The following is a 19,205-nucleotide window of genomic DNA, read 5'->3' as shown; positions in this document are numbered from 1 at the left end:
ATTACAGCGCGTACTGCAAGATGGCCTGGCAGGCCGCGCTTTCGTTGGGGGGAATGGCGTAAGGGTCGCGCGGCGCCAGGCGGTGCAGCAGCACCTGGTCGGCCAGTTGCGCGCGGCTTTCCAGCCCGGCGCCCGTGGCTTCCCAGCGCAGCGCGGCCATGGACACGGCGTGGTACAGCAGTGATGCGGCCTGGCGGGCCAGTTCGTCATGGTCGCCTGCCGCCGCCTGCTCGGCCAGCGCAAAGCTCTTGGCCAGCGCGTCTGCTTGCAGCGCGGCCAGGGCGGGCGGGCAGGGCACGCCCGCCGCCAGCAACTGGTCGATGTGGGCACGCAAGGCGGGCAGCGAATTTTCTTTCTTGATGGAACGCAGCACATCCAGCGCCACGATGTTGCTGGTGCCTTCCCAGATGGAGCCCAGATGCGCGTCGCGCACCAGGCGAGGCTCGGTCCATTCCTCGATATAGCCGCAGCCGCCACGCACTTCCATCGCGTCGCCCGTCACCTTGCGGGCGTCGCGGCAGGCGCGGAACTTGATCAGCGGCGTCAGGATGCGGGCAAGCGCCGGGTCGGCCATGCCCTGATCGGCGTCCGCCAGCGCGCGCGCCGTCTGGAACATGACGCTGCGCGCTTGTTCGGCCCACACCGTCATCTTGACCAGTTGGCGCTGCATCAGCGGCATGTCGATCAGACGCTTGCCGAAGGCGCGGCGGTGCTGCGACACGTAGATCGCTTCGGTGACCGCGCGGCGCATCAGCCCGGCCGCGCGCATGCCGTTGGACAGGCGTGAATTGTTGATCATGTCGGCCATCTGCTTGAAGCCGCGACCACGTTCGCCCACCAGCCAGGCTACGGCCCCTTCCAGGCGAATCTCGCCGCTGGCCATCGAGCGCGTTCCCAGCTTGTCCTTCAAGCGCAGGATGCGGTAGTGGTTGTGGCTGCCATCGTCCAGGTCGCGCGGCAGCAGGAAGAGCGACACGCCCTTCAGGCCCGGCTCCGGCTCGCTGCGCGCCAGCACCATGGCAAAGCCCGCGTCGGGATTCGAGCAGAACCACTTGTCGCCATGAATGCGCCAGGTGCCGTCGGCTTGCGCTTCGGCGGTCACTTCCGTGGCGCTGACGTCCGACCCCGCGCCCTGTTCCGTCATGAACATCGCGCCTTGGCGCAGCGCGTCGAAATCCTGGGTGGTGACTTGCGGCAGCACGCGCTCGACCAGCGCTTGGTCGCCGAACTTGCGCAGCGTGCGCGCCAGCGAATCCGTCATGCTGACCGGGCAGCACAGGCCGAATTCCGCCTGCACGAACAGGTGGCTCAGCGCGTACTTGGCGCTGGCCGGCATGGGTTCCGGCCAGCCCAGCACGCCGCCACGATGCGACAGCGCGGCCAGGCCGAATTCGCTGTAGGCCAGGCGTTCCAGTTCCACATAGGCGGGATGCTTGTCGACGCGGGACTCGTCCGCGCCCGCGCGGCTGCGCACCGACAGGGTGGGCGGATGCTTGTCCGCCGTGGCGGCCAGTTCGTCCATCACGCCGCCTGCCAAGCCGCCCAGCCGTTCCAGGTGCGGCAGCAGATGCGCGTGCAGCGCGGCGGGCAGGTAACGCTGGCTCAGGGCGGCGGCATAGGGGTCCGCGCTGAACAGATTCAGGCCGCGTGAATCCGGAACGGGCGTGGCGGCGGGGGCAACGGGGTGGGCGGGGGCATCCATGGCGGCATCCTGCGGAAAACGGGGAAGATGGCCGATGTTGCGTGGGTACATTAATCTATGCAAATACCGATTTTGTGTAGAACAATCCATAAAAAATATAGATAAGGGGAGACCATGGATCTGGACCCGCGCCTTTTGCGCTACTTCATCGCGGTGGCCGAAGAGCGCCACTTCAGCCGCGCCGCCACGCGGCTGCATATTTCCCAACCCCCGCTCAGCTACGCCATCCGCCAATTGGAAGACAACGTCGGCGCCCGCCTGCTGGCGCGTACCAGCCGGCACGTGGAACTGACCGACGCGGGCCACGTGCTGTACCGCGAGGCCCTGACGCTATTGCGGCAGGCAGAAGAGGTGCGCACGCTGGTGCAGCGGGTGGACGCGGGCTTGCGGGGCCGGCTGCGCATCGGCTTCGTGGGGTCGATGCTGTATCGCGGCTTGCCGACGCTGTTGAACGCGATGCGGGCCGAGTTGCCCGACGTTGAGCACGTGCTGACCGAACTTAATTCGCATGAGCAGATTGAAGCCGTGCGGCGCGGTGAACAGGACCTGGGCTTCATCCACGCCAACCCGGTGCCCGACGAGGTACTGGCGCGCGACCTGATCGCCGAGCCGTTCGTGGTGTGCCTGCCGGACTCCCATCCGCTTGCCGGGCGCCAGTCGCTACGTCTTGCCGAATTGGCTAGCGATGACTTTGTCTTTTTCGCCCGCGCGGCGTCCCCCAGCTATTACGAAACCGTGCTGTCCATGTGTGTGGCGGCGGGCTTCATGCCGGTGATCCGGCACGAAGTGCGCCACTGGCTAAGCGTGGCGTCGCTGGTGTCGCAGGGCTTGGGCGTGTCGATCGTGCCGGCCTGCCTGTCGCGCAGCGGGTTGGCCGGCACGCGCTTCATCACCTTCGCGCATGAAGCGCGCTCGATCAGCCAGGTGATTTGGCACGCCGGCGCGCGCACGCCCTTGCAGCAAAGGGCGATGGCGCTGGTGGAACGCCAGTTTCCACCGGACGCGGCGCAGGCTGCGTCCGACTGAAGATCAACGAATCAGCGGAACACCACGGTCTTGTTGCGGTTCAGCAGGATGCGGTGTTCCACATGGCTGCGCACCGCGCGCGACAGCACCAGCGATTCAATATCGCTGCCCACCTGGGTCAGGTCGGCCGCCGTCATCGTGTGGTCGACCCGTTCGATGTCCTGGTCGATGATCGGGCCTTCGTCCAGGTCCGACGTCACGTAGTGCGCGGTGGCGCCAATGATCTTCACGCCGCGTGCATGCGCCTGGTGATACGGGCGCGCGCCCTTGAAGCTGGGCAAGAAGCTGTGGTGGATGTTGATGGCGCGGCCGTTCAGCGCGCGGCACATGTCCGCCGACAAAATCTGCATGTAGCGGGCCAGCACCACCAGGTCGGTGTTGGACTGGTCGGCAATCGCTAGCACCTGCTTTTCCTGTTCCGCCTTGGTGTCCGGCGTTACGGGCAGGTAGTGGAACGGAATGCCGTAGGACGCGGCCAGGCTGGCGTAGTCGTTGTGGTTCGACACAATCGCAGCCACTTCCGCGTGCAAATGCCCGCTATGCACCCGGAACAGCAGGTCATTCAGGCAGTGGCCCTGCTTGCTGACCATGATCAACAGGCGCTGCTTGCGGCGCGCGTCGTGCAGCTTCAGGTCCATGCCGTAATCCGCCGACAGCGTATCCAGCCGGGCCCGCAGGTCGTCGGGGTTCACGGCCACGGGCAAGTCGAAGTGCACGCGCAGGAAGAACTGGCCGGTTTCCTCGTCGCCGAACTGCTGCGAATCCAGGATGTTGCAACCCAATTCGAACAACAGGCCGCTGACGCGGTAGACGATGCCGGTGCGGTCGGGGCAGGACAGGGTCAGGATGTAGTCGTTGTGCTGCATGGTGCGGGAATAGGCCAGGGTAAGGATAAAGGGGGGGATGGGCGGAATCAGGCGGCCAGGCGCGCCAGGGTTTCTTCCGCCAGGGCCAGGCTTGAGGTCAGCCCGGGAGATTCAATGCCGAACAGGTTCACCAAGCCGGGCACGCCATGCACGGCGGGGCCGGCAATGACGAAGTCGGCGGCGGGTTCGTGCGGGCCCGAGATCTTGGGCCGGATGCCGGTATAGCCTGGCGCCAGCGCGTTGTCGGGCAGGGCCGGCCAGTAGCTGCGCACGGCTTCATAGAACACATCGGCGCGGGCCGGGTCCAGCGTGTAGTCCTCGGTGCCGATCCACTCGGTGTCGGGGCCGAACTTCGCCTGGCCGCCCAGGTCCAGCGTCAGGTGGACGCCCAGGCCGGCGTGTTGCGGCACGGGGTAGATCAGGCGCGAAAACGGGGCGCGACCGGACAAGGTGAAATAGCTGCCCTTGCACAGGTAGTCGGTGGGGATGCTGGCCGGCGGCACACCGTCGATGCGGCGGGCCAGCGCGGGCGCTTGCAGCCCGGCTGAATTGATCAGGACGTTGCAGGTCAGCGTCATGGCTTCATCGCCGCCGAATTGCAGCTCGAAGCCGCCTTCGGGGCGCACGCGGCCAGACACCAGCGGCGTGTGAAAGACGCACTGCGCGCCGGCGTTTTCGGCGTCGCCCTGGAACGACAGCATCAGGGCATGGCTGTCCACGATGCCCGTGGACGGCGACACCAGCGCGGCGGTGCATTGCAGCGCCGGTTCCAGGCGCATGGCTTCTTCGCCCGAGATGAATTGCAGGTCGTCAACGCCATTGGCGCGGGCGCGCTGCGCAATGCCTTCCAACTGGGCCGCCTGGTCGCGGTCGGTGGCGACGATCAGCTTGCCCAGGCGCTTGTGCGGCACGCCGCGTTCGGCGCAATAGGCGTACAGCAGATGCTTGCCGCGCACGCACAGGCGCGCCTTCAGGCTACCCGCGGGGTAGTAGATGCCGGCATGGATGACTTCGGAATTGCGCGAGCTGGTGCCGGTGCCGATGGCCTCGGTGGCTTCGGTCACCAGCACTTCGCGGCCAGACTGCGCCAGCGCGCGCGCGATGGCCAGGCCGACCACGCCCGCGCCGATCACGATGCAATCCACATCCGCGCTCATGGTGCTTTCCTTTCAGAGCGTGTGCCGGCCGGCGTCAGGTCGAAGCCGCCCGCGTGAAATACCAGCGGCGGCTCGTGGCTGTGGCCGCAGCGTTCCACCTCGCCCACCATGATGATGTGGTCGCCCTCTTCGTAGCGGCTGCGGTTGCGGCATTCGAACCAGGCGGCGCAATGGCCGTCCAGCATCGGCGTGCCGCCCGGCGCGTAGTGCACCGTCAGGCCGGCATAGCGGTCGGGCGTCTTGCCAGTGGCGAAGCGCCGCGCCAGCGCGATCTGCTCGGCGCTCAGCACGTTGACCACGTACCGTTCGCATTGCTCGAAGATTGCCAGCGACGACGAGGCGCGCGACAGGCTCCAGAGGATCAGCGGCGGGTTCAGCGATACCGAATTGAACGAGCTGACCGTCAGGCCGATGGGGGCGCCATCAAGCCCGGCGGCCGTCACGACCGTTACGCCGGTGGCGTAGCGGCCCAGCGCGGTGCGGAAAAAAGCGGCGTCAAAATCAGGGGAGGAGGCGGGCATGCAATCGGTAATTGGGCGGGCGCGACAGGGCGCCCGACATCAGGGCGACAGGCGTTCGATCTTCCAGGCCGAGCCGTCGGCAACATAGCGCAGACGGTCGTGCAGGCGCGAGGGCCTGCCTTGCCAGAATTCAATGGCGGTGGGCTTCAGGCGGTAACCGCCCCAGTGCGGCGGACGCGGCGGTTCTGCGCCGAAACGTTCGCGGAATTCCTTTTCACGGGCTTCCAGCGCTTCGCGGGTAATGGGCTGGCTCTGGGGCGAGGCCCAGGCGCCGATGCGCGAACCGGCGGGGCGGCTGTGATAGTACGCATCCGATTCCTCGGGGGCGACTTTCTCCACCACGCCTTCGATGCGGACCTGGCGTTCCAGCGGCTGCCAGAAAAACAGCAGGCTGGCGCGCGGTTCGGCCAGCAGGTCCTGGCCCTTGCGGGATTCGTAGTTGGTGAAGAACGTAAAGCCGCGCTCGTCAAAGCCCTTGATCAGGACGATGCGGGCGCTGGGCTGGCCATTGGCGTCAACCGTGGCCAGGGTCATGGCGTTGGGTTCCGGCACCTTGGCGGCCAGGGCTTCGTCGAACCAGCGGGTGAATTGCTCGAACGGCGAGGCGGCGGCCTGGCTTTCCAACAGGACGTTCTTTTCGTAGCTTTGACGCAGATCGGAGACGGACATGGAGGCGTGGGATTCAGCGTGGATAACAGGGAGTTTATACCGCCCGCGCGGTCGCTCCCTTATTGACCCCGCGCAGTCTCGGGCATGTTTTCCGCCTGGTGGCGACCAGCGGCGCGCTCAGGCGCCTTCCGGCAGGGTGTGTCCGTCTGCTTCCAGCAACCGCGCGATGGCGTCCAGGCGGGCGTCATGGATGCCGGCGGCGCGCAGCGCCTGGGCCGTCTGCACCACGTAATCGGTGCAGGGGCCGTACCGACCGGCCGCGCGGCGCACGATGGCCAGCAGCTCGGCGTCGGGCAGCGCGCGGATGTAGGCGGGGTTGTCGCGGTTCATGATGAACACCAGCGCGCGAACGGGGCCGGCGTCGGTCGTGCAGTTGATCCAGCGGGGCAGGTAGGCGCCGGTGGACATCTCGCGCTCCCAAAGCGCCGGGAAATAGGTGGGCACCTGGTTGCCGGCCAGGCGGTAGACCACCCCCCGGCACGAGCCGCCACGGTCCAGGCCGAACACCAGGCCCGGGCATTCCGGCGTGCCCCTGTTCACGCGCGACCACAGGCACAGCGCCCGGTGATGGCCGCGCAGAGTCGCCAGCCGGCGCTCCATGAAGTCGAAATCAGGGCGCCAGATCAGTGATCCGTACCCATATACCCAGACGTCGTCCCCGGCTTGCCAATGGCGCAGCGCGTCATCCAGCGAAGCCTGCCTTTCCTCTGGCGTCCAAAGACGGAAGGGCAGGCTGGCGCCGGCAATGCCGGAGGCGGGGGGAGAGGACTGCATGGTCAAAGCTCTACGGTTTCCGTTCAGATTCGAGCGGGGGATTGCGATTGGCCCAGCCGCCCGCCATCAAGGCCAGCGAATAGGCCCAGAACAACGGGGCGACGCCAATTACCGCACCCAGCGCGCCGAAGGTCAACGGCAGCGATACCTGCGAGCCGTTGATCAGCGCCATGCGCAAGCCCACGGCTTCGGCCGCGCGCCCGGGCGGACTGTGCTGGTGCAAGAGGGAAAGCATACTCGGTTGGCAGCACCCCAAGGCAAGCCCCAGGATGAACGACAGCACGATCAGGACGGTAACGTCGGTGAACAGCGGGTAAAGCATGAAGTCAATGGCGGCGGTGGCCATGGCCACCCGCACCAGCGTCCACGAACGCACCCGGCGCATGATCAGCGGCAATACCAGGCGGATAACGAACGTTGCCGCCGCGAAGGACGCCAGAATGACGCCGATGGTAGTGGCGGACAGCCCGATCGCCACGCCAAAGATCGGCACCACGAACAAATGCGTGTCCCACGCGCCGGACAAAATGGTGTTGACCATCAGGATGCGGCGCAGGGCGGGCACCGCCAGCAATTCGGTCACCCGGCGGCGCTGCGCTTCCTTGGCGCCCGACAGTTGCGAATCCACGGCCTTCAATTGGTGACGCAAGGCATACAAGCCGATACCGGACAGGATGGGGCCCAGCGCCAGCAGGCCGAATGCGGTGCGCGTGCCCAGGTTGTCGATGGCCAGCCCGGCGATCAGCGGCCCCGAAAATCCGGACGCGGCGAGCGCCAAGGACAGGAAGGAGAAGTTGCGCATCCGTTGCACGGGTTCGGCGTGGCCCAGCAGATCCTGGGTGGCCACCTGATGCAGCATGAAGCCGATGCCGATACAGCAGGACGCAATCAACAAGGCCGTCTGTGTTTGCGAGATAAACGGCAAAGCGGTGCCGATCGCCACCAATGACGTGCCGATGACGAGCGGGCGCACGATGCCCACCCGGTCAACCCAGCGTCCCGCGCGCACCGAAAACAGCATCGGCAGCACCGCGAACACGGCAACCAGCATGCCTACCTTGAAGGTGGACAGCCCCATTTGCAGGGCCGTCAACGACACGGTGATCCGTCCGCCCGTCAACGCCACATGGTTCATCATCGCCAGCAGGCACAGCAGCACCGCCCCGGAAAATTCCGGGGAACCAGAGGGCGAGGAGGGGGATCTGTTGGAGGTAGACACGGCGTTAACTGCATTCATTCTGTTCGTATCGTCCCCCTATGTCGAGGCGCGCTTTTTTTGCAGTGCCGCATAAAGTTCCTGCGCGTGTTAACAAGATAGGCGCCATCTAGGGGCCAAGTCGCGCGCTTACGGTGCAAGATGCGGCAGGTTGGCGGCATGATGGCGGCGGGCGCCGGCGGCGGGTTTCACCCGCGGACCGCTGCCGTTGTATCGTTCTCGCAACGGAACAATCAGATGCGCGTGGCGCCGCGCGGCGCCGCCCTAGTATTTTTTTCCCGTTTCAACCGACGACAGTCCGTTGATTGGCCATCCAGCCCGTTTAGGATGGCGTCCTGGTTCCGAAATAAGGGCGGCGTGGCTCGCCCCTCATCCTCTGGTGCAATGAAAAAGTCCCGCAGTAAGTTCAAACGCTACGCAATCATCGCCGTCGTCATCCTCTTGGGGGTGTGGGGCTTGCGCGCCATGTTCTTCTCGGCGCCGCCGCCACCCACCTTCGCGGTGGCGGAAGTCAGCCGGGCTAACTTGGAAGACAGCGTGCTGGCCAGCGGCACCATCGACGCCATCGAGCGCGTCAGCGTGGGCGCCCAGGCCACCGGCCAGTTGAAGTCCTTGAAAGTGGAACTGGGCGACCGGGTCAAGAAAGGCCAACTGGTTGCCGAGATCGACGACCTGACCCAGCAGAACGACCTGCGCAACGCCGAAGCCGCCTTGCAGACCCGGCGCGCCGAGCGGGCCGCCAAGGTCGCCATGCTGAAACAGGCCGAACTGGCGTTCAAGCGCCAGCGCCAGATGCTGGCGGCCGACGCCAGTTCGCGCGAAGCCTATGAATCCGCCGAAGCCACGCTGGGCGTGACCCGCGCCGAGATCGCGTCGCTGGACGCCCAGATCGCGCAGGCCGAAATCCAGGTGGATACGGCCAAGGTCAACCTGGGGTACACGCGCATTGTGTCGCCGATTGACGGCATGGTGGTGGCGGTGGTGACTAAGGAAGGGCAGACGGTCAACTCGATCCAGAGCGCGCCCACCATCATCAAGGTGGCCCAGGTGGACACCATGACGATCAAGGCGCAGATTTCGGAAGCCGACGTCACCCGGGTCAAGCCGGGGCTGCCGGTGTACTTCACCATCCTGGGCGAACCCGACCAGCGCTATCACGCCACCTTGCGCGCGGTGGAACCCGCGCCGGACTCCGTCCAGAAAGACGACGCCACCACGTCGATGACCTCGTCCAGCAGCAGCTCCACCACCGCCGCCGTGTACTACAACGGCCTGTTCGATGTGCCCAACCCCGACGAAAAGCTGCGCATCTCGATGACCGCGCAGGTGTTCATCGTGCTGGGCGAAGCCAAGGATGCCGTGGTGGTGCCCGCCTCGGCGCTGGGCAAGCGCGGCGACGATGGCCGCTATGCGGTGCGCGTGGTCCTGCAAGACAACAAGACCGAGGTGCGCCAGGTCAAGATCGGCATGAACAACAACGTCCAGGCGCAGGTGCTGGAAGGGCTTGAGGTAGGCGACCGGGTCGTGTCGGCGGATTCGGCGGCGGCGGCTGGTGCCGCGGCGGCCGGCCCGGCAGCGCCGGGGGCCTGACATGAGCGGTCCGCTGATCGCCCTGTCCGGGGTGCGCCGCGAGTTTCCCGCGGGCGACCAGACCATTGCCGTCCTGAAAGACGTCAACCTGACCATCGAGGCCGGCGAAATGGTCGCCATCGTGGGCGCGTCCGGTTCGGGCAAGTCCACGCTGATGAACATCCTGGGCTGCCTGGACCGCCCGACCCGGGGCGACTACCGCGTCGACGGCCGCAGCATGGGCGAGCTGGACCCGGACGAACTGGCCGAACTGCGCCGCGAACATTTCGGCTTCATCTTCCAGCGCTATCACTTGCTGTCCGACCTGAGCGCGCAGGGCAACGTCGAAATGCCCGCCGTCTACGCCGGCAAGCGCCGCGAGGCGCGCATCGACCGCGCCGACCAACTGCTGGAACGGCTGGGCCTGGGCGACCGCTCGGAACACCGCCCCGGCCAGTTGTCCGGCGGCCAGCAGCAGCGCGTGAGCATCGCGCGCGCGCTGATGAACGGCGGCGACATCATCCTGGCCGATGAACCCACCGGCGCGCTGGACACACACACCGGCCAGGAAGTGCTGCGCATCCTGGAAGAGCTGAACGCCGCCGGGCACACCATCATCATCGTCACGCACGACATGAACGTGGCGCGCCACGCGCAACGCATCATCGAGATCAGCGACGGAGAGATCGTGGCGGACAAGCGCAACCCCGACGCCCCACACCGGGACGCCGCGCGCGACGCACCGCCCGAATTGCCCAGGCGGCCCGCCTGGCAGTCGTACCTGGACCGCTGCGGCGAAGCCTTGCGCATGGCGCTGTTGTCGATGAACGCACACCGCTTGCGCACGTCGCTGACCATGCTGGGCATCATCATCGGCATTGCCGCCGTGGTGTCGGTGGTGGCGCTGGGCGAGGGCTCGCGGCGCAAGATCCTGGAAGATATCAGCGCCATCGGCACCAATACGGTAGAGGTCTTTCCCGGCAAGGATTTCGGCGACGAGAAAGCCGTGAATATCCGCACGCTGGTCGCGGCCGACGCCGATGCCCTGGCGCGCGAACCCTATGTGGATAGCGTCACGCCGGAAGTCGCCACCAGCAATACGCTGCGCTATCGCAACGTGTCGGTCAACGGATCCATACAGGGTGTGGGCGAACAGTACTTTCGCGTGCGCGCCATCAAGCTGGCACAGGGCAAGTTCTTCGACGAGACCAGCGTCGTGCGCCGGGCGCAGGAAGTGGTGATCGACGACGGCACGCGGCGGGCGCTGTTCGGCTCGCACACGGAGCCCATCGGGCAGGTCATCTTCCTGGGGTCCATGCCGGCGCGCGTGATCGGGGTGACCGCCAAGAAGGACTCGGTGTTCGGCAACAACGAATCCCTGAACGTCTGGATTCCCTACACCACGGCCTTGTCGCGCGTACTGGGGCAGCAGCACCTGAAGAGCATCACGGTGCGCGTCAGCGACGCCACGCCGCCCGCCGCCGCCGAGAAGGCCATCGAGCGCGTGTTGATGCGCCGCCACGTGGTGAAGGATTTCTTCGTGTTCAACACGGACGCCATCCGCAAGACCATCGAACGCACCACGGCCACCATGACGCTGCTGGTGTCGCTGATTGCGCTGATCTCGCTGATGGTGGGCGGCATTGGCGTCATGAACATCATGCTGGTGTCGGTCACCGAGCGCACCCGGGAAATCGGCGTGCGGATGGCGGTGGGCGCGCGGCGCAGCGACATCATGCAGCAGTTCCTGATTGAAGCCGTGCTGGTCTGCCTGATCGGCGGGGCGCTGGGCATCATTTTGTCGCTGGCCCTGGGCGTGCTGGTGTCCAAGGCCACCGGCGGCTCGTTCCAGATGATTTATTCCACGGCATCGATGGTGGCGGCATTTACGTGCTCGACGCTGATCGGTGTGCTTTTTGGCTATTTACCGGCGCGCAACGCGGCGCGCCTGGATCCCGTCGAGGCGCTGGCCCGGGAATGAGGACGATGAAAGCGGTTTCCCTGATTTGCAAACCTGTCGCGCGGACGTTGGCGCTGGCCTTGGCCCTGCCTTTGGCTTTAGCGGGATGCGGCAGCCTGCTGCGCACCGACTACGAACCCCCGCTGACGCAGACGCCCGCCGCGTGGACCTACGGTGGAGCGGCAGACGGACAGGCCGGCGCGCAAGCCCCCCTGGCAGACGGCGGCGCCTGGTGGCGCAACTTCAACGACCCGGTGCTGAACGGGCTGGTCGACGCCGTTCTGGCGCGCAATAACGACCTGGCCGCGGCCGCCATCCGCGTGCGCCGCGCGCAATACCAGGCGGGCCTGACCGAAGACAAGCTGATCCCGCAGCTAGGCGGCGACGCCAACGTGACGCGCAACCGCAACCTGTATGGCGACCGCGCCATCACGCGCGCCAACCAGGCCCAACTGACCGTCAGCTACGAAGTGGACCTGTGGGGCAAGCTGTCGCGCCAGCGCGATGCGGCGCAATGGGAAGCGCTGGCCACCGAGCAAGACCGCCAGTCCGCCGCCTTGTCGCTGGTGGGCACCACCGCCACGCTGTATTGGCAAACGGCCTTCATCAACCAGCGCATTGCCAGCAGCGAGGAAAGCATCGCCTACGCGCGCCGCACGCAAGACCTGGTGCGCGCGCAATACGCCGCGGGCGGCGCGTCGGCGTTGGAACTGGCCGAAGCCGAGCAGACCGTGGCCAGCCAGCAGGCAGCGCACACCTTGCTGGTGCAGCAGCGCGTGGAATACACCAATGCGTTGACGATTCTGTTCGACGGCCCGCCAGACCGCAGCATGGCCAACCCCCCCCGCCTGCCGGAATACCCGCTGCCCGAGGCGCGCGCCGGGGTGCCGGCAGACCTGCTGGGCCGCCGCCCCGACCTGCGCGCCACCGAGCTGCGCCTGCGCGAAGCACTGGCCACCGTGGACGCCACCCGCGCCAGCTTCTATCCGCCGGTGACGCTGACGGGCGCGGTGGGCAGCGCCAGCCCCACGCTGTCGAACATGCTGCAAAACCCCGTGGCCACGCTGGGCGTGGGCCTGACGCTGCCGTTCCTGCAATGGAACCAGATGCAGCTGAACATCAAGATATCGAAGGCCGATTACGAAGAGCGCGTCGTCAATTTCCGGCAGTCGCTGTATCAGGCCATGGCTGATGTGGAAAACGCGCTGTCGAACCGAACCCAGTTGGCCTTGCAGGCCGAGCAGCTTGCGGTGTCGTTGCGCGCGGCGCGCGAGGCCGAACGCCTGTACGAAGTGCGGTATCGGGCGGGGGCGGTGTCCTTGAAGGATTGGCTGGATGCGCAGGAAAAGCGGCGCACGGCCGAGATTGCCCGTGACGAGAACGGCCTGAACCGCTTGGTGAACCAGGTGACGGTGTACCGGGCGCTGGGCGGGGATGATGCGGGCTGAGGCTGGGGTTGAAGTTACAAGCTTGATGCCTGCTCTAAAATAGCCGCCATGAACTCGCCCGACCACCCAGCCCCCTCCGCCGACTTGGACCGCCGTTTTGGCGGTCTGTCCCGTTTGTATGGCCCCCAGGCGCCCGCCCGGCTTCAACAGGCACACGTTGCCGTCGCCGGACTGGGCGGGGTGGGGTCCTGGACGGTCGAGGCCCTGGTGCGATGCGGCGTGGGCGCGTTGACGCTGATCGACCTGGACCACATTGCCGAATCCAACGTCAACCGTCAGATCCATGCGCTGACGTCCACGCTGGGGCAGTCCAAGGTTGATGCCATGGCCGAGCGGGTGTTGGAGATCAACCCCGAATGCCGGCTGACGCGCATTGACGACTTTGTGTCGCCCCAGAACGTGGCCGAGGTCTTGCCGGGCCCGTACACCGTCATCATCGATTGCACCGACCAGGCGGACGCCAAGATCGCGATGATTCTGCATGCGCGCGCGCTGGGCGTGCCCATGCTGCTGTGCGGCGGCGCGGGCGGCAAGACCGACCCGCTGGCCTTGCGGGCGGGCGACCTGTCGGCGGCGGTGAACGACGCCTTGCTAGCCAAGCTGCGCAACAAGCTGCGCCGCGAGCACGGTTTTCCCCGCGCGTCCGACCAGAACGGCAAGGCGCTCAAGCGCGTGCCGAAGATGGGCGTGCATGCCCTATGGTTCGACCAGCCGGCCATTCTGCCCGACGCCTGGACCCGCCCCACCGAGGGCGAAGACGATATGGGCGCGGCGGCGCAGAGCCCCGCGCCGCAGGGTTTGTCTTGCGCCGGTTACGGGTCGGTGGTGACGGTGACCGCGGCCATGGGCATGGCGGCGGCCAACGAAGCGTTGCGGATGGCGATCTGAACGCGGGGCGCTCGGGTTGCTATCGCGGTGGCCACGTGGGCTGCGGCGTCGGTAGTCGCAGCGGCCGCTACATTCCCACGAACACCATCCCGTCTTCGATCCTGACCGGGTAGGTCGCCACGTTGTCGCGCAAGGGCGAACATAGCGCCCGCCCGTCGCGCACGTCGAAGCGGCCCTGATGCAGCGGGCATTCGATTTCATGGCCGGTCAAAAAACCATCGCATAAGCGCGCGTTGCCGTGCGTACAGAGGTTGTCGGTGGCGTAGACCTGGCCGTCCACGCCGTACAGCGCGATTTCGCGGTCGCCTGCCTGCACGGCGATCACGTCGTCTTCCGGCACATCGGCATGGGCGATGGCCTTGATCCATTGGGTAGTCATAGTCATGGCGGTGATCCTGGCTAGGCTAGATGGGGTAGATAAGCGAATTGGGCACGAGCTCGCTGTCGAAGATGCACAGCCGCGATTCAAACTTCAGCCCGTCCAGCGTGCTGCGCACCACGTCCAGGTAGCGGCCCACGTTGAACACCGTGGTGAACTGGTTGGGCTTGGTGCGAAAGACGGCGTAGTTGGCTTCGGATTCGATGCGGTCACCTTGCACCGACAACACGCGCGGCGCGCCCACCACATGGCGCTGGTAGTAGGGGTCGTGGAAGATCGTTTCGGTGGCGCCGTAGATACGGTCTTTCAACATGGCGCGGCTTTCGAACGCCATGGTGGCCAAGGGGTAGCCGCGTTCGTGGTTTTCGCGGGGCAGCACCTTGTAGGTGCAGTCTTCCAGAAAGAAGTCCGGCCATTTCTCCCATTGCTCGGCATCCAGCGCGGCGGCGTAGTCGGTGTACAGGCAGGTCAGGCGGTAGTAGAGCGGAAAGTCCAGCATCGTCATGCCTCCATCACGCGGCGCCAATACGCATACATGCCGCGGATCAGTGTTTCGGTCACCATGTGGTCGGTGTTCTCGGCGGTCTTGCCGCCCAGTTCCGCCACGCTGCGATGCCACGGTTTCTGTTCAAAACCCGATTGCGAAAATTCAATCACTTCGCCGTCGTCCGCCGATACGAAGCCGGCCGGGCCGAACAGGTTGGCCTGGCGCAGCCGCCGGCGCGTCATCTCGGGCGTGTCTTCGGCAAAACCGAAGTGCGTCCAGACGAAGTCAAAGGCGTCGTGGCCCACGGGCTGGATGTGGCGGGTGGATAGCGAATTGACCTGCTGCTGGATGATCACGCTGGGAAACAGCGTCATCAGCACGGCGGTGGGGCCGTTCCACCAGGGCTCCGGCACGATGTCCAGGAATCGGTCGTCGTTCAGCGACATCTGCTCCTTGAAGCTGGACACGCCGCTGGTGACGCTGCCCTTGCCGCCCTGACCGCGCGTGGAAATCATGGCGGCGTGGCGAAAATGGCGGTCCATTTTCAGTTCCGACCGGTTGTCCGCGCGCCACAGGCCGAAGGTGACGAACCAGGTGTGCAGCAGGCCGGGGTGATAGGGGTCCTTGATGTTCTCCTGCATCAGCTTCCAGTTGCCCGGGATGCGCTGGCGGCTGTAGCCATGGATGACCAGTTCACGGCCATCGAAGACACGGTCGAAATAGTGCAGGATGTCTGGTCCCAGATAGTCTTCCAGCGATTCGGCGTCGTGGTCGAACGAGGCGAACACCACGCCGTTTCGACAGGCCACCGCCAGCTTGGTCAGGCCGTGGTCTTCGGTCTTGAAATCGGGCGGCATGCCGCCGTTGACCTTGCCGTCTTGTTTGACACCGCGCCGGAAGGGCACGCCGATCAGGTTGCCTTCCAGGTCGTAATTCCATTGGTGATAGGGGCAGACGAATTCGCTACGGTTGCCGGCGCGTTCGCGGCAGAACTGCACGCCGCGATGGGCGCACACGTTTTCCACCACGCGCACCTGGCCGCTCTGGTCGCGCAGCAGAATCACCGAGCGCTCGCCGACGGCGGTGCGCTTGAAGTCGCCTGGGTTGGGGATTTCGGCTTCCAGGCCGACGTAACACCAGTGCGCCCGGTAGAAGAAGCGTTCCAGCTCGCGCTGGTGCAAGGCGGCGTCGGTGTAGACGCCGAAGGGAATACGGTGGGAACCGTCGCCCTGCCAGGGCGGGTCGATGTGCATGGTTTGTCTCCTATTTTTTTATCGCTTCATCATCGGGCAGGCGATGAAATAAATAAATAGAATCTGATCAATAGAAGACATCACCAACATCAATATTGGTGGAGACAAGCGCATGAACCTGAAAGACGTGGACCTGAACCTGCTGGTCGTCTTCAACGAACTGCACAAGCACGGCCGGGTGTCGGCCGCCGCGCAGAGCCTGGGTATTTCGCAACCCGGCGTCAGCAATGCGCTGAGCCGCTTGCGCAAGCTGCTGGGCGATGAATTGTTCCTGCGCACCTCGCGCGGAATGGTGCCGACGCCCTATGCCGAGGCGCTGGCGCAGCCCATTGCGGATGCCTTGGGCGCGTTGCATGGCACGCTGAACGCACGCGCCATGTTCGACCCGGGGCGCAGCGAACGGGCGTTTGTGATCGGCGTGAACGATGTGGGCGAAACCTATTTCCTGCCGCGCTTGATGCGGGCCCTGGACACCGCCGCACCGGGCGTCACGATACGCACGGTGCGTACGACGTCGATTGATGTGCGCGATGAAATGGAACGCGGCCGTATCGACCTGGCCATGGGCTTTCTACCCAGTCTGCAAAGCGGCTTCTTCCAACGCAAGCTGTTCAGCCAGCCCTATGTGTGCATCTTTCGGCGCGACCATCCGCTGGCCCGCTCGGGGGTGACGGCCAAGCAATTCCGTGCGGCCGAGCACGTGGCGATTGTGTCCGAGGGCACGGGGCATGGCGTGGTGGACGAGGTGATTGCCCGCGCCGGCATCCGCCGCCGCTTGCGGCTGACGGTGCCGCACTTCATGGCGGTGGGGCCGGTGCTGCAAGCCACCGACATGATCGCGGTGGTGCCGCGGCGCTTTGCCGACTGCGCCTGTACGCCTTTCGGGCTGGCCACGGCGCCCTGTCCGGTGAAGATTCCCGAGTCGGTCATCAATGTGTTCTGGCACGCGCGCAACCACCGCGAGCCGGCCAATCAATGGCTGCGCCAGGTGGTGGTGGAACAGTTCGCGGATCAGGACGGAGGGGGCAGGCTTCCCGCAGCGCGGCGGTGAACGGCAGGGGGAGTCAGGTTTCGCGTCGCGTGGTGGTGAGACGGCAGGGGAGTCAGGCTTCCCGCGGCGCGGCGGTGAACGGCAGGGGAGTCAGGTTTCCCGTAGCGTGACGGTGAACCAGCCGCGCAGCGCGTTGGACAGGCGGATTTCGTCGGCCTCGTGCAGGTCGGCCAAGGTCAGCACGCGCTCGCTCGCGTTGGCGGTGTCCAGCAGTTCGCCGCGTTGCACGCCGGGCAGGCAGCCGCTGGATACGGGCGGCGTGTACCAGCGGCCGTCCAGCAGCAGGTAGACGTTGCTGCGGCTGCCTTCGCAGAGCTCGCCGCGTTCGTTCAGGTAGAGCAGGTCAAAAATGTTGGGATGCGCGGGCAGCCATTCGATGGTCTTGGTGTACCAGGGCCGGTGCGTGGTCTTGTAGCGCAGCAGCGGTTCGGAAGACCGCAGCGTTTCGGGCGCCAGCATCACTTCCTGCACGGCGGGCAGCGGAGGCAGCGGGGCGGTCTGGATATGGCGGCTGCCGTCGCGCGCCACCAGCAGGCGCAGGCGGTGCGGGCCCGGCGTGACCAGGCCCATGGCGGCGATCATGATGTCGCCTTCAACGGCGCGCCCGGCCCAGGCATAACCCAGGTCCTTGCAGGCTGCCTCCAAGCGCTTCAGATGGCGCGCCAGCAAGGGCACGCGCTGTTCGGCATCGACCAGGATGGTCTCGATCAATTCGGGTTGCATGGGACGCTCCTGGAAAATCGCGGTTGTGGACCGCGCTCTATGCTACTACCGAGTGGTGGATCGCGGGACATGGTCGTAGGATGGGTGAAGCGCGGCACGCCCGCCCCAAGAACACCTTCGTCAATCGCGCGTAACCCATCAATCGGCGCCGGATACATCGCAAACGCTGCATGATGGGTTACGCGCGGCAGATGTTCGCGTTCTTGCGCACCCCATCGCGCGCTTCACCCATCCTACGATTGCCATCGCGCCATCGCGCCGTTGCGCCGTTGCGCCGATGGGCCAATGCGCCGATGGGCCGATGCGCCGTTGCACCGATGGGCCGTTGCGCCAACACGCCGCTGCGCCCACACGCCGACACGTCGTCGCCCTTCCATCAACCCCGCAATATCCGCGCTTTCCAATGGCATTCCTGCCATTCCTCCGCGGGGTCGGAATCATGCACGATCCCGCCGCCTACGCTATACACGCCGTGGCCGTGCGCATCCAGCACCAGCGTGCGGATCGCGACGTTCAGTGAAAAATCGCCATTCGGCGCCAGCCAGCCAACGCTGCCGCAATACAAGCCGCGCGGGGCGGTTTCCATTTGGCGGATCCGGCGCATCGCGGCTACCTTCGGGGCGCCGGTAATCGAGCCGCAAGGAAACAGCGCATGCAACACCTCTTGCAGCCCGGCCCCCGGCGCCTCGGCGGACACCGTGGACGTCATGGTCCACACAGTGGGGTAGCGTTCCAATGACAACAGCGCATCCACCTTGACCGAGCCCGGCTGCGCCAGGCGGCCCAGGTCGTTGCGCAGCAGGTCCACGATCATCAGGTTTTCGGCGCGGTTCTTCTCGCTGGCCAGCAAGGCCTGGCCCAGGCGCGCGTCTTCGATCGGGTCGGGATGGCGTGGCGCGGTGCCTTTCATGGGGCGAGTCGTCAGCCGCGATCCCTCACGCCGCACAAAGAGTTCAGGCGAAAACGACAGCACCGTGCGCTCGCCATCCTGAATGAACGCGCCGTGCGCCACCGGGTTGCGCGCGGCGATGCGCCGGTACAAGGTAGCCGGGTCGCCCTGGTATTGCAGGTCCAGCGGCTGGGTGTAGTTGACTTGATACAGCTCGCCGTCTTCGATCAGTCCGCGTATGGCGTCAATCTGGCGCACGTACTCGGCCTCGGTCATGCGTGGCGCGGGCAGGCTGATGGCGGCGGAGGGGCTGTCGGCGTCCGGCGCGTCCCAGGGGGTGTCGTCCACCTTGCGTTCGAAGACCAGCGCCGTCAGCCGGGGCCGGCCATCGTCTTGCGGAGGCGTCCAGAGGCCGGCCGGCGCCGCCAGGGTGGCTTCGGGCAGCAGCCATTCACCCAGTTCATAGTCCAGCAACAGGGCCACCCAGCGCCCCTGTTGCCGCGCGGCCTCGATGGCCGCCAGCGCGGGCGCGACGTCGGCGGCGGTGCGCGCTTCGATCCGGGAGCAATAGCCCTCGAACCGAAACGCGCGGCCGGCCAGCCGGTCTTCAAAACGACAATCCATGCT

At 66.0% G+C, this 19,205-nt stretch carries 18 protein-coding genes; 6 read left to right on the top strand and 12 right to left on the bottom strand.

The features are described 5' to 3' along the window. Position 1: 1 nt before the first annotated feature. On the bottom strand, positions 2-1,702 hold the full coding sequence (locus tag M2361_RS24485; RefSeq protein WP_259252400.1) for an acyl-CoA dehydrogenase family protein: 1,701 nt from the start codon (positions 1,700-1,702) through the stop codon (positions 2-4). Positions 1,703-1,816: 114 nt separating this feature from the next. Between M2361_RS24485 and M2361_RS24480 the strand changes: the two genes are divergently transcribed. Next, positions 1,817-2,728, top strand: a complete 912-nt coding sequence (locus tag M2361_RS24480) for a LysR family transcriptional regulator (protein ID WP_259252399.1) — start codon at positions 1,817-1,819, stop codon at positions 2,726-2,728. Positions 2,729-2,739: 11 nt separating this feature from the next. Here M2361_RS24480 and purU read toward each other — a convergent pair whose 3' ends face one another. The 6 genes from purU to M2361_RS24450 all read right to left on the bottom strand — a co-directional run bounded on the left by purU (position 2,740) and on the right by M2361_RS24450 (position 7,934). Beyond that, entirely contained in the window at positions 2,740-3,594 is an 855-nt protein-coding gene (gene purU, locus M2361_RS24475; RefSeq protein WP_259252398.1) for a formyltetrahydrofolate deformylase, read from the bottom strand. Positions 3,595-3,641: 47 nt separating this feature from the next. Then, positions 3,642-4,751 (bottom strand): NAD(P)/FAD-dependent oxidoreductase, encoded by a 1,110-nt coding sequence (locus M2361_RS24470; protein WP_259252397.1) that lies wholly within the window; start codon positions 4,749-4,751, stop codon positions 3,642-3,644. Beyond that, entirely contained in the window at positions 4,748-5,272 is a 525-nt protein-coding gene (locus M2361_RS24465) for a flavin reductase family protein (protein ID WP_050448957.1), read from the bottom strand. The genes M2361_RS24470 and M2361_RS24465 overlap by 4 nt, the downstream gene beginning before the upstream one ends. Positions 5,273-5,311: 39 nt before the next feature. After that, the gene (pdxH, locus tag M2361_RS24460) at positions 5,312-5,941 is read right to left on the bottom strand and encodes a pyridoxamine 5'-phosphate oxidase (protein WP_259252396.1); all 630 of its coding nucleotides are present in this window, start codon (positions 5,939-5,941) and stop codon (positions 5,312-5,314) included. Positions 5,942-6,058: 117 nt separating this feature from the next. Then, on the bottom strand, positions 6,059-6,721 hold the full coding sequence (locus M2361_RS24455; protein ID WP_404976440.1) for a gamma-glutamylcyclotransferase: 663 nt from the start codon (positions 6,719-6,721) through the stop codon (positions 6,059-6,061). Between the two features lie 4 nt (positions 6,722-6,725). Next, the gene (locus M2361_RS24450; protein WP_259252665.1) at positions 6,726-7,934 is read right to left on the bottom strand and encodes an MFS transporter; all 1,209 of its coding nucleotides are present in this window, start codon (positions 7,932-7,934) and stop codon (positions 6,726-6,728) included. A gap of 381 nt (positions 7,935-8,315) precedes the next feature. On the opposite strand from M2361_RS24450, the gene M2361_RS24445 reads away from it, so the two are divergent. Genes M2361_RS24445 through M2361_RS24430 form a run of 4 tightly spaced genes read left to right on the top strand, consistent with a single transcriptional unit; the run spans position 8,316 to position 13,796 of the window. Next, positions 8,316-9,521 (top strand): efflux RND transporter periplasmic adaptor subunit, encoded by a 1,206-nt coding sequence (locus M2361_RS24445; RefSeq protein ID WP_259252394.1) that lies wholly within the window; start codon positions 8,316-8,318, stop codon positions 9,519-9,521. Position 9,522: 1 nt separating this feature from the next. Next, on the top strand, positions 9,523-11,481 hold the full coding sequence (locus M2361_RS24440; RefSeq protein ID WP_259252393.1) for a MacB family efflux pump subunit: 1,959 nt from the start codon (positions 9,523-9,525) through the stop codon (positions 11,479-11,481). 5 nt (positions 11,482-11,486) lie between these two features. Further along, positions 11,487-12,908: an efflux transporter outer membrane subunit gene (locus M2361_RS24435; protein ID WP_259252392.1), complete on the top strand. Its 1,422-nt coding sequence runs from the start codon at positions 11,487-11,489 to the stop codon at positions 12,906-12,908. 48 nt (positions 12,909-12,956) lie between these two features. Continuing rightward, positions 12,957-13,796: a tRNA threonylcarbamoyladenosine dehydratase gene (locus M2361_RS24430; RefSeq protein ID WP_259252391.1), complete on the top strand. Its 840-nt coding sequence runs from the start codon at positions 12,957-12,959 to the stop codon at positions 13,794-13,796. A gap of 67 nt (positions 13,797-13,863) precedes the next feature. Here the strand turns inward: M2361_RS24430 and M2361_RS24425 are convergent, their stop codons facing one another. From M2361_RS24425 to M2361_RS24415, 3 genes are read right to left on the bottom strand one after another with little or no spacing between them, the layout of a single operon-like run. Further along, on the bottom strand, positions 13,864-14,175 hold the full coding sequence (locus M2361_RS24425) for a non-heme iron oxygenase ferredoxin subunit (RefSeq protein ID WP_259252664.1): 312 nt from the start codon (positions 14,173-14,175) through the stop codon (positions 13,864-13,866). A 25-nt stretch (positions 14,176-14,200) separates the two neighbouring features. Continuing rightward, positions 14,201-14,674 (bottom strand): aromatic-ring-hydroxylating dioxygenase subunit beta, encoded by a 474-nt coding sequence (locus M2361_RS24420; RefSeq protein WP_259252390.1) that lies wholly within the window; start codon positions 14,672-14,674, stop codon positions 14,201-14,203. Between the two features lie 2 nt (positions 14,675-14,676). Next, positions 14,677-15,915 (bottom strand): aromatic ring-hydroxylating dioxygenase subunit alpha, encoded by a 1,239-nt coding sequence (locus tag M2361_RS24415; RefSeq protein ID WP_259252389.1) that lies wholly within the window; start codon positions 15,913-15,915, stop codon positions 14,677-14,679. A gap of 112 nt (positions 15,916-16,027) precedes the next feature. On the opposite strand from M2361_RS24415, the gene M2361_RS24410 reads away from it, so the two are divergent. After that, the gene (locus tag M2361_RS24410) at positions 16,028-16,966 is read left to right on the top strand and encodes a LysR family transcriptional regulator (protein WP_259252388.1); all 939 of its coding nucleotides are present in this window, start codon (positions 16,028-16,030) and stop codon (positions 16,964-16,966) included. Positions 16,967-17,056: 90 nt separating this feature from the next. Here the strand turns inward: M2361_RS24410 and M2361_RS24405 are convergent, their stop codons facing one another. Beyond that, on the bottom strand, positions 17,057-17,689 hold the full coding sequence (locus M2361_RS24405) for an aminotransferase class IV family protein (RefSeq protein WP_259252387.1): 633 nt from the start codon (positions 17,687-17,689) through the stop codon (positions 17,057-17,059). Between the two features lie 376 nt (positions 17,690-18,065). Beyond that, positions 18,066-19,202, bottom strand: coding sequence for an aminodeoxychorismate synthase component I (locus tag M2361_RS24400; protein ID WP_259252386.1), 1,137 nt, complete (start codon positions 19,200-19,202; stop codon positions 18,066-18,068). Positions 19,203-19,205: the final 3 nt, after the last annotated feature.

Source organism: Achromobacter sp. JUb104 (assembly GCF_024806975.1).
In the GTDB taxonomy this organism is placed as follows: domain Bacteria; phylum Pseudomonadota; class Gammaproteobacteria; order Burkholderiales; family Burkholderiaceae_B; genus Achromobacter; species Achromobacter spanius.
Note: the sequence above shows the minus strand (reverse complement) of the source record. Positions and strands in the feature narration are given on the sequence as shown.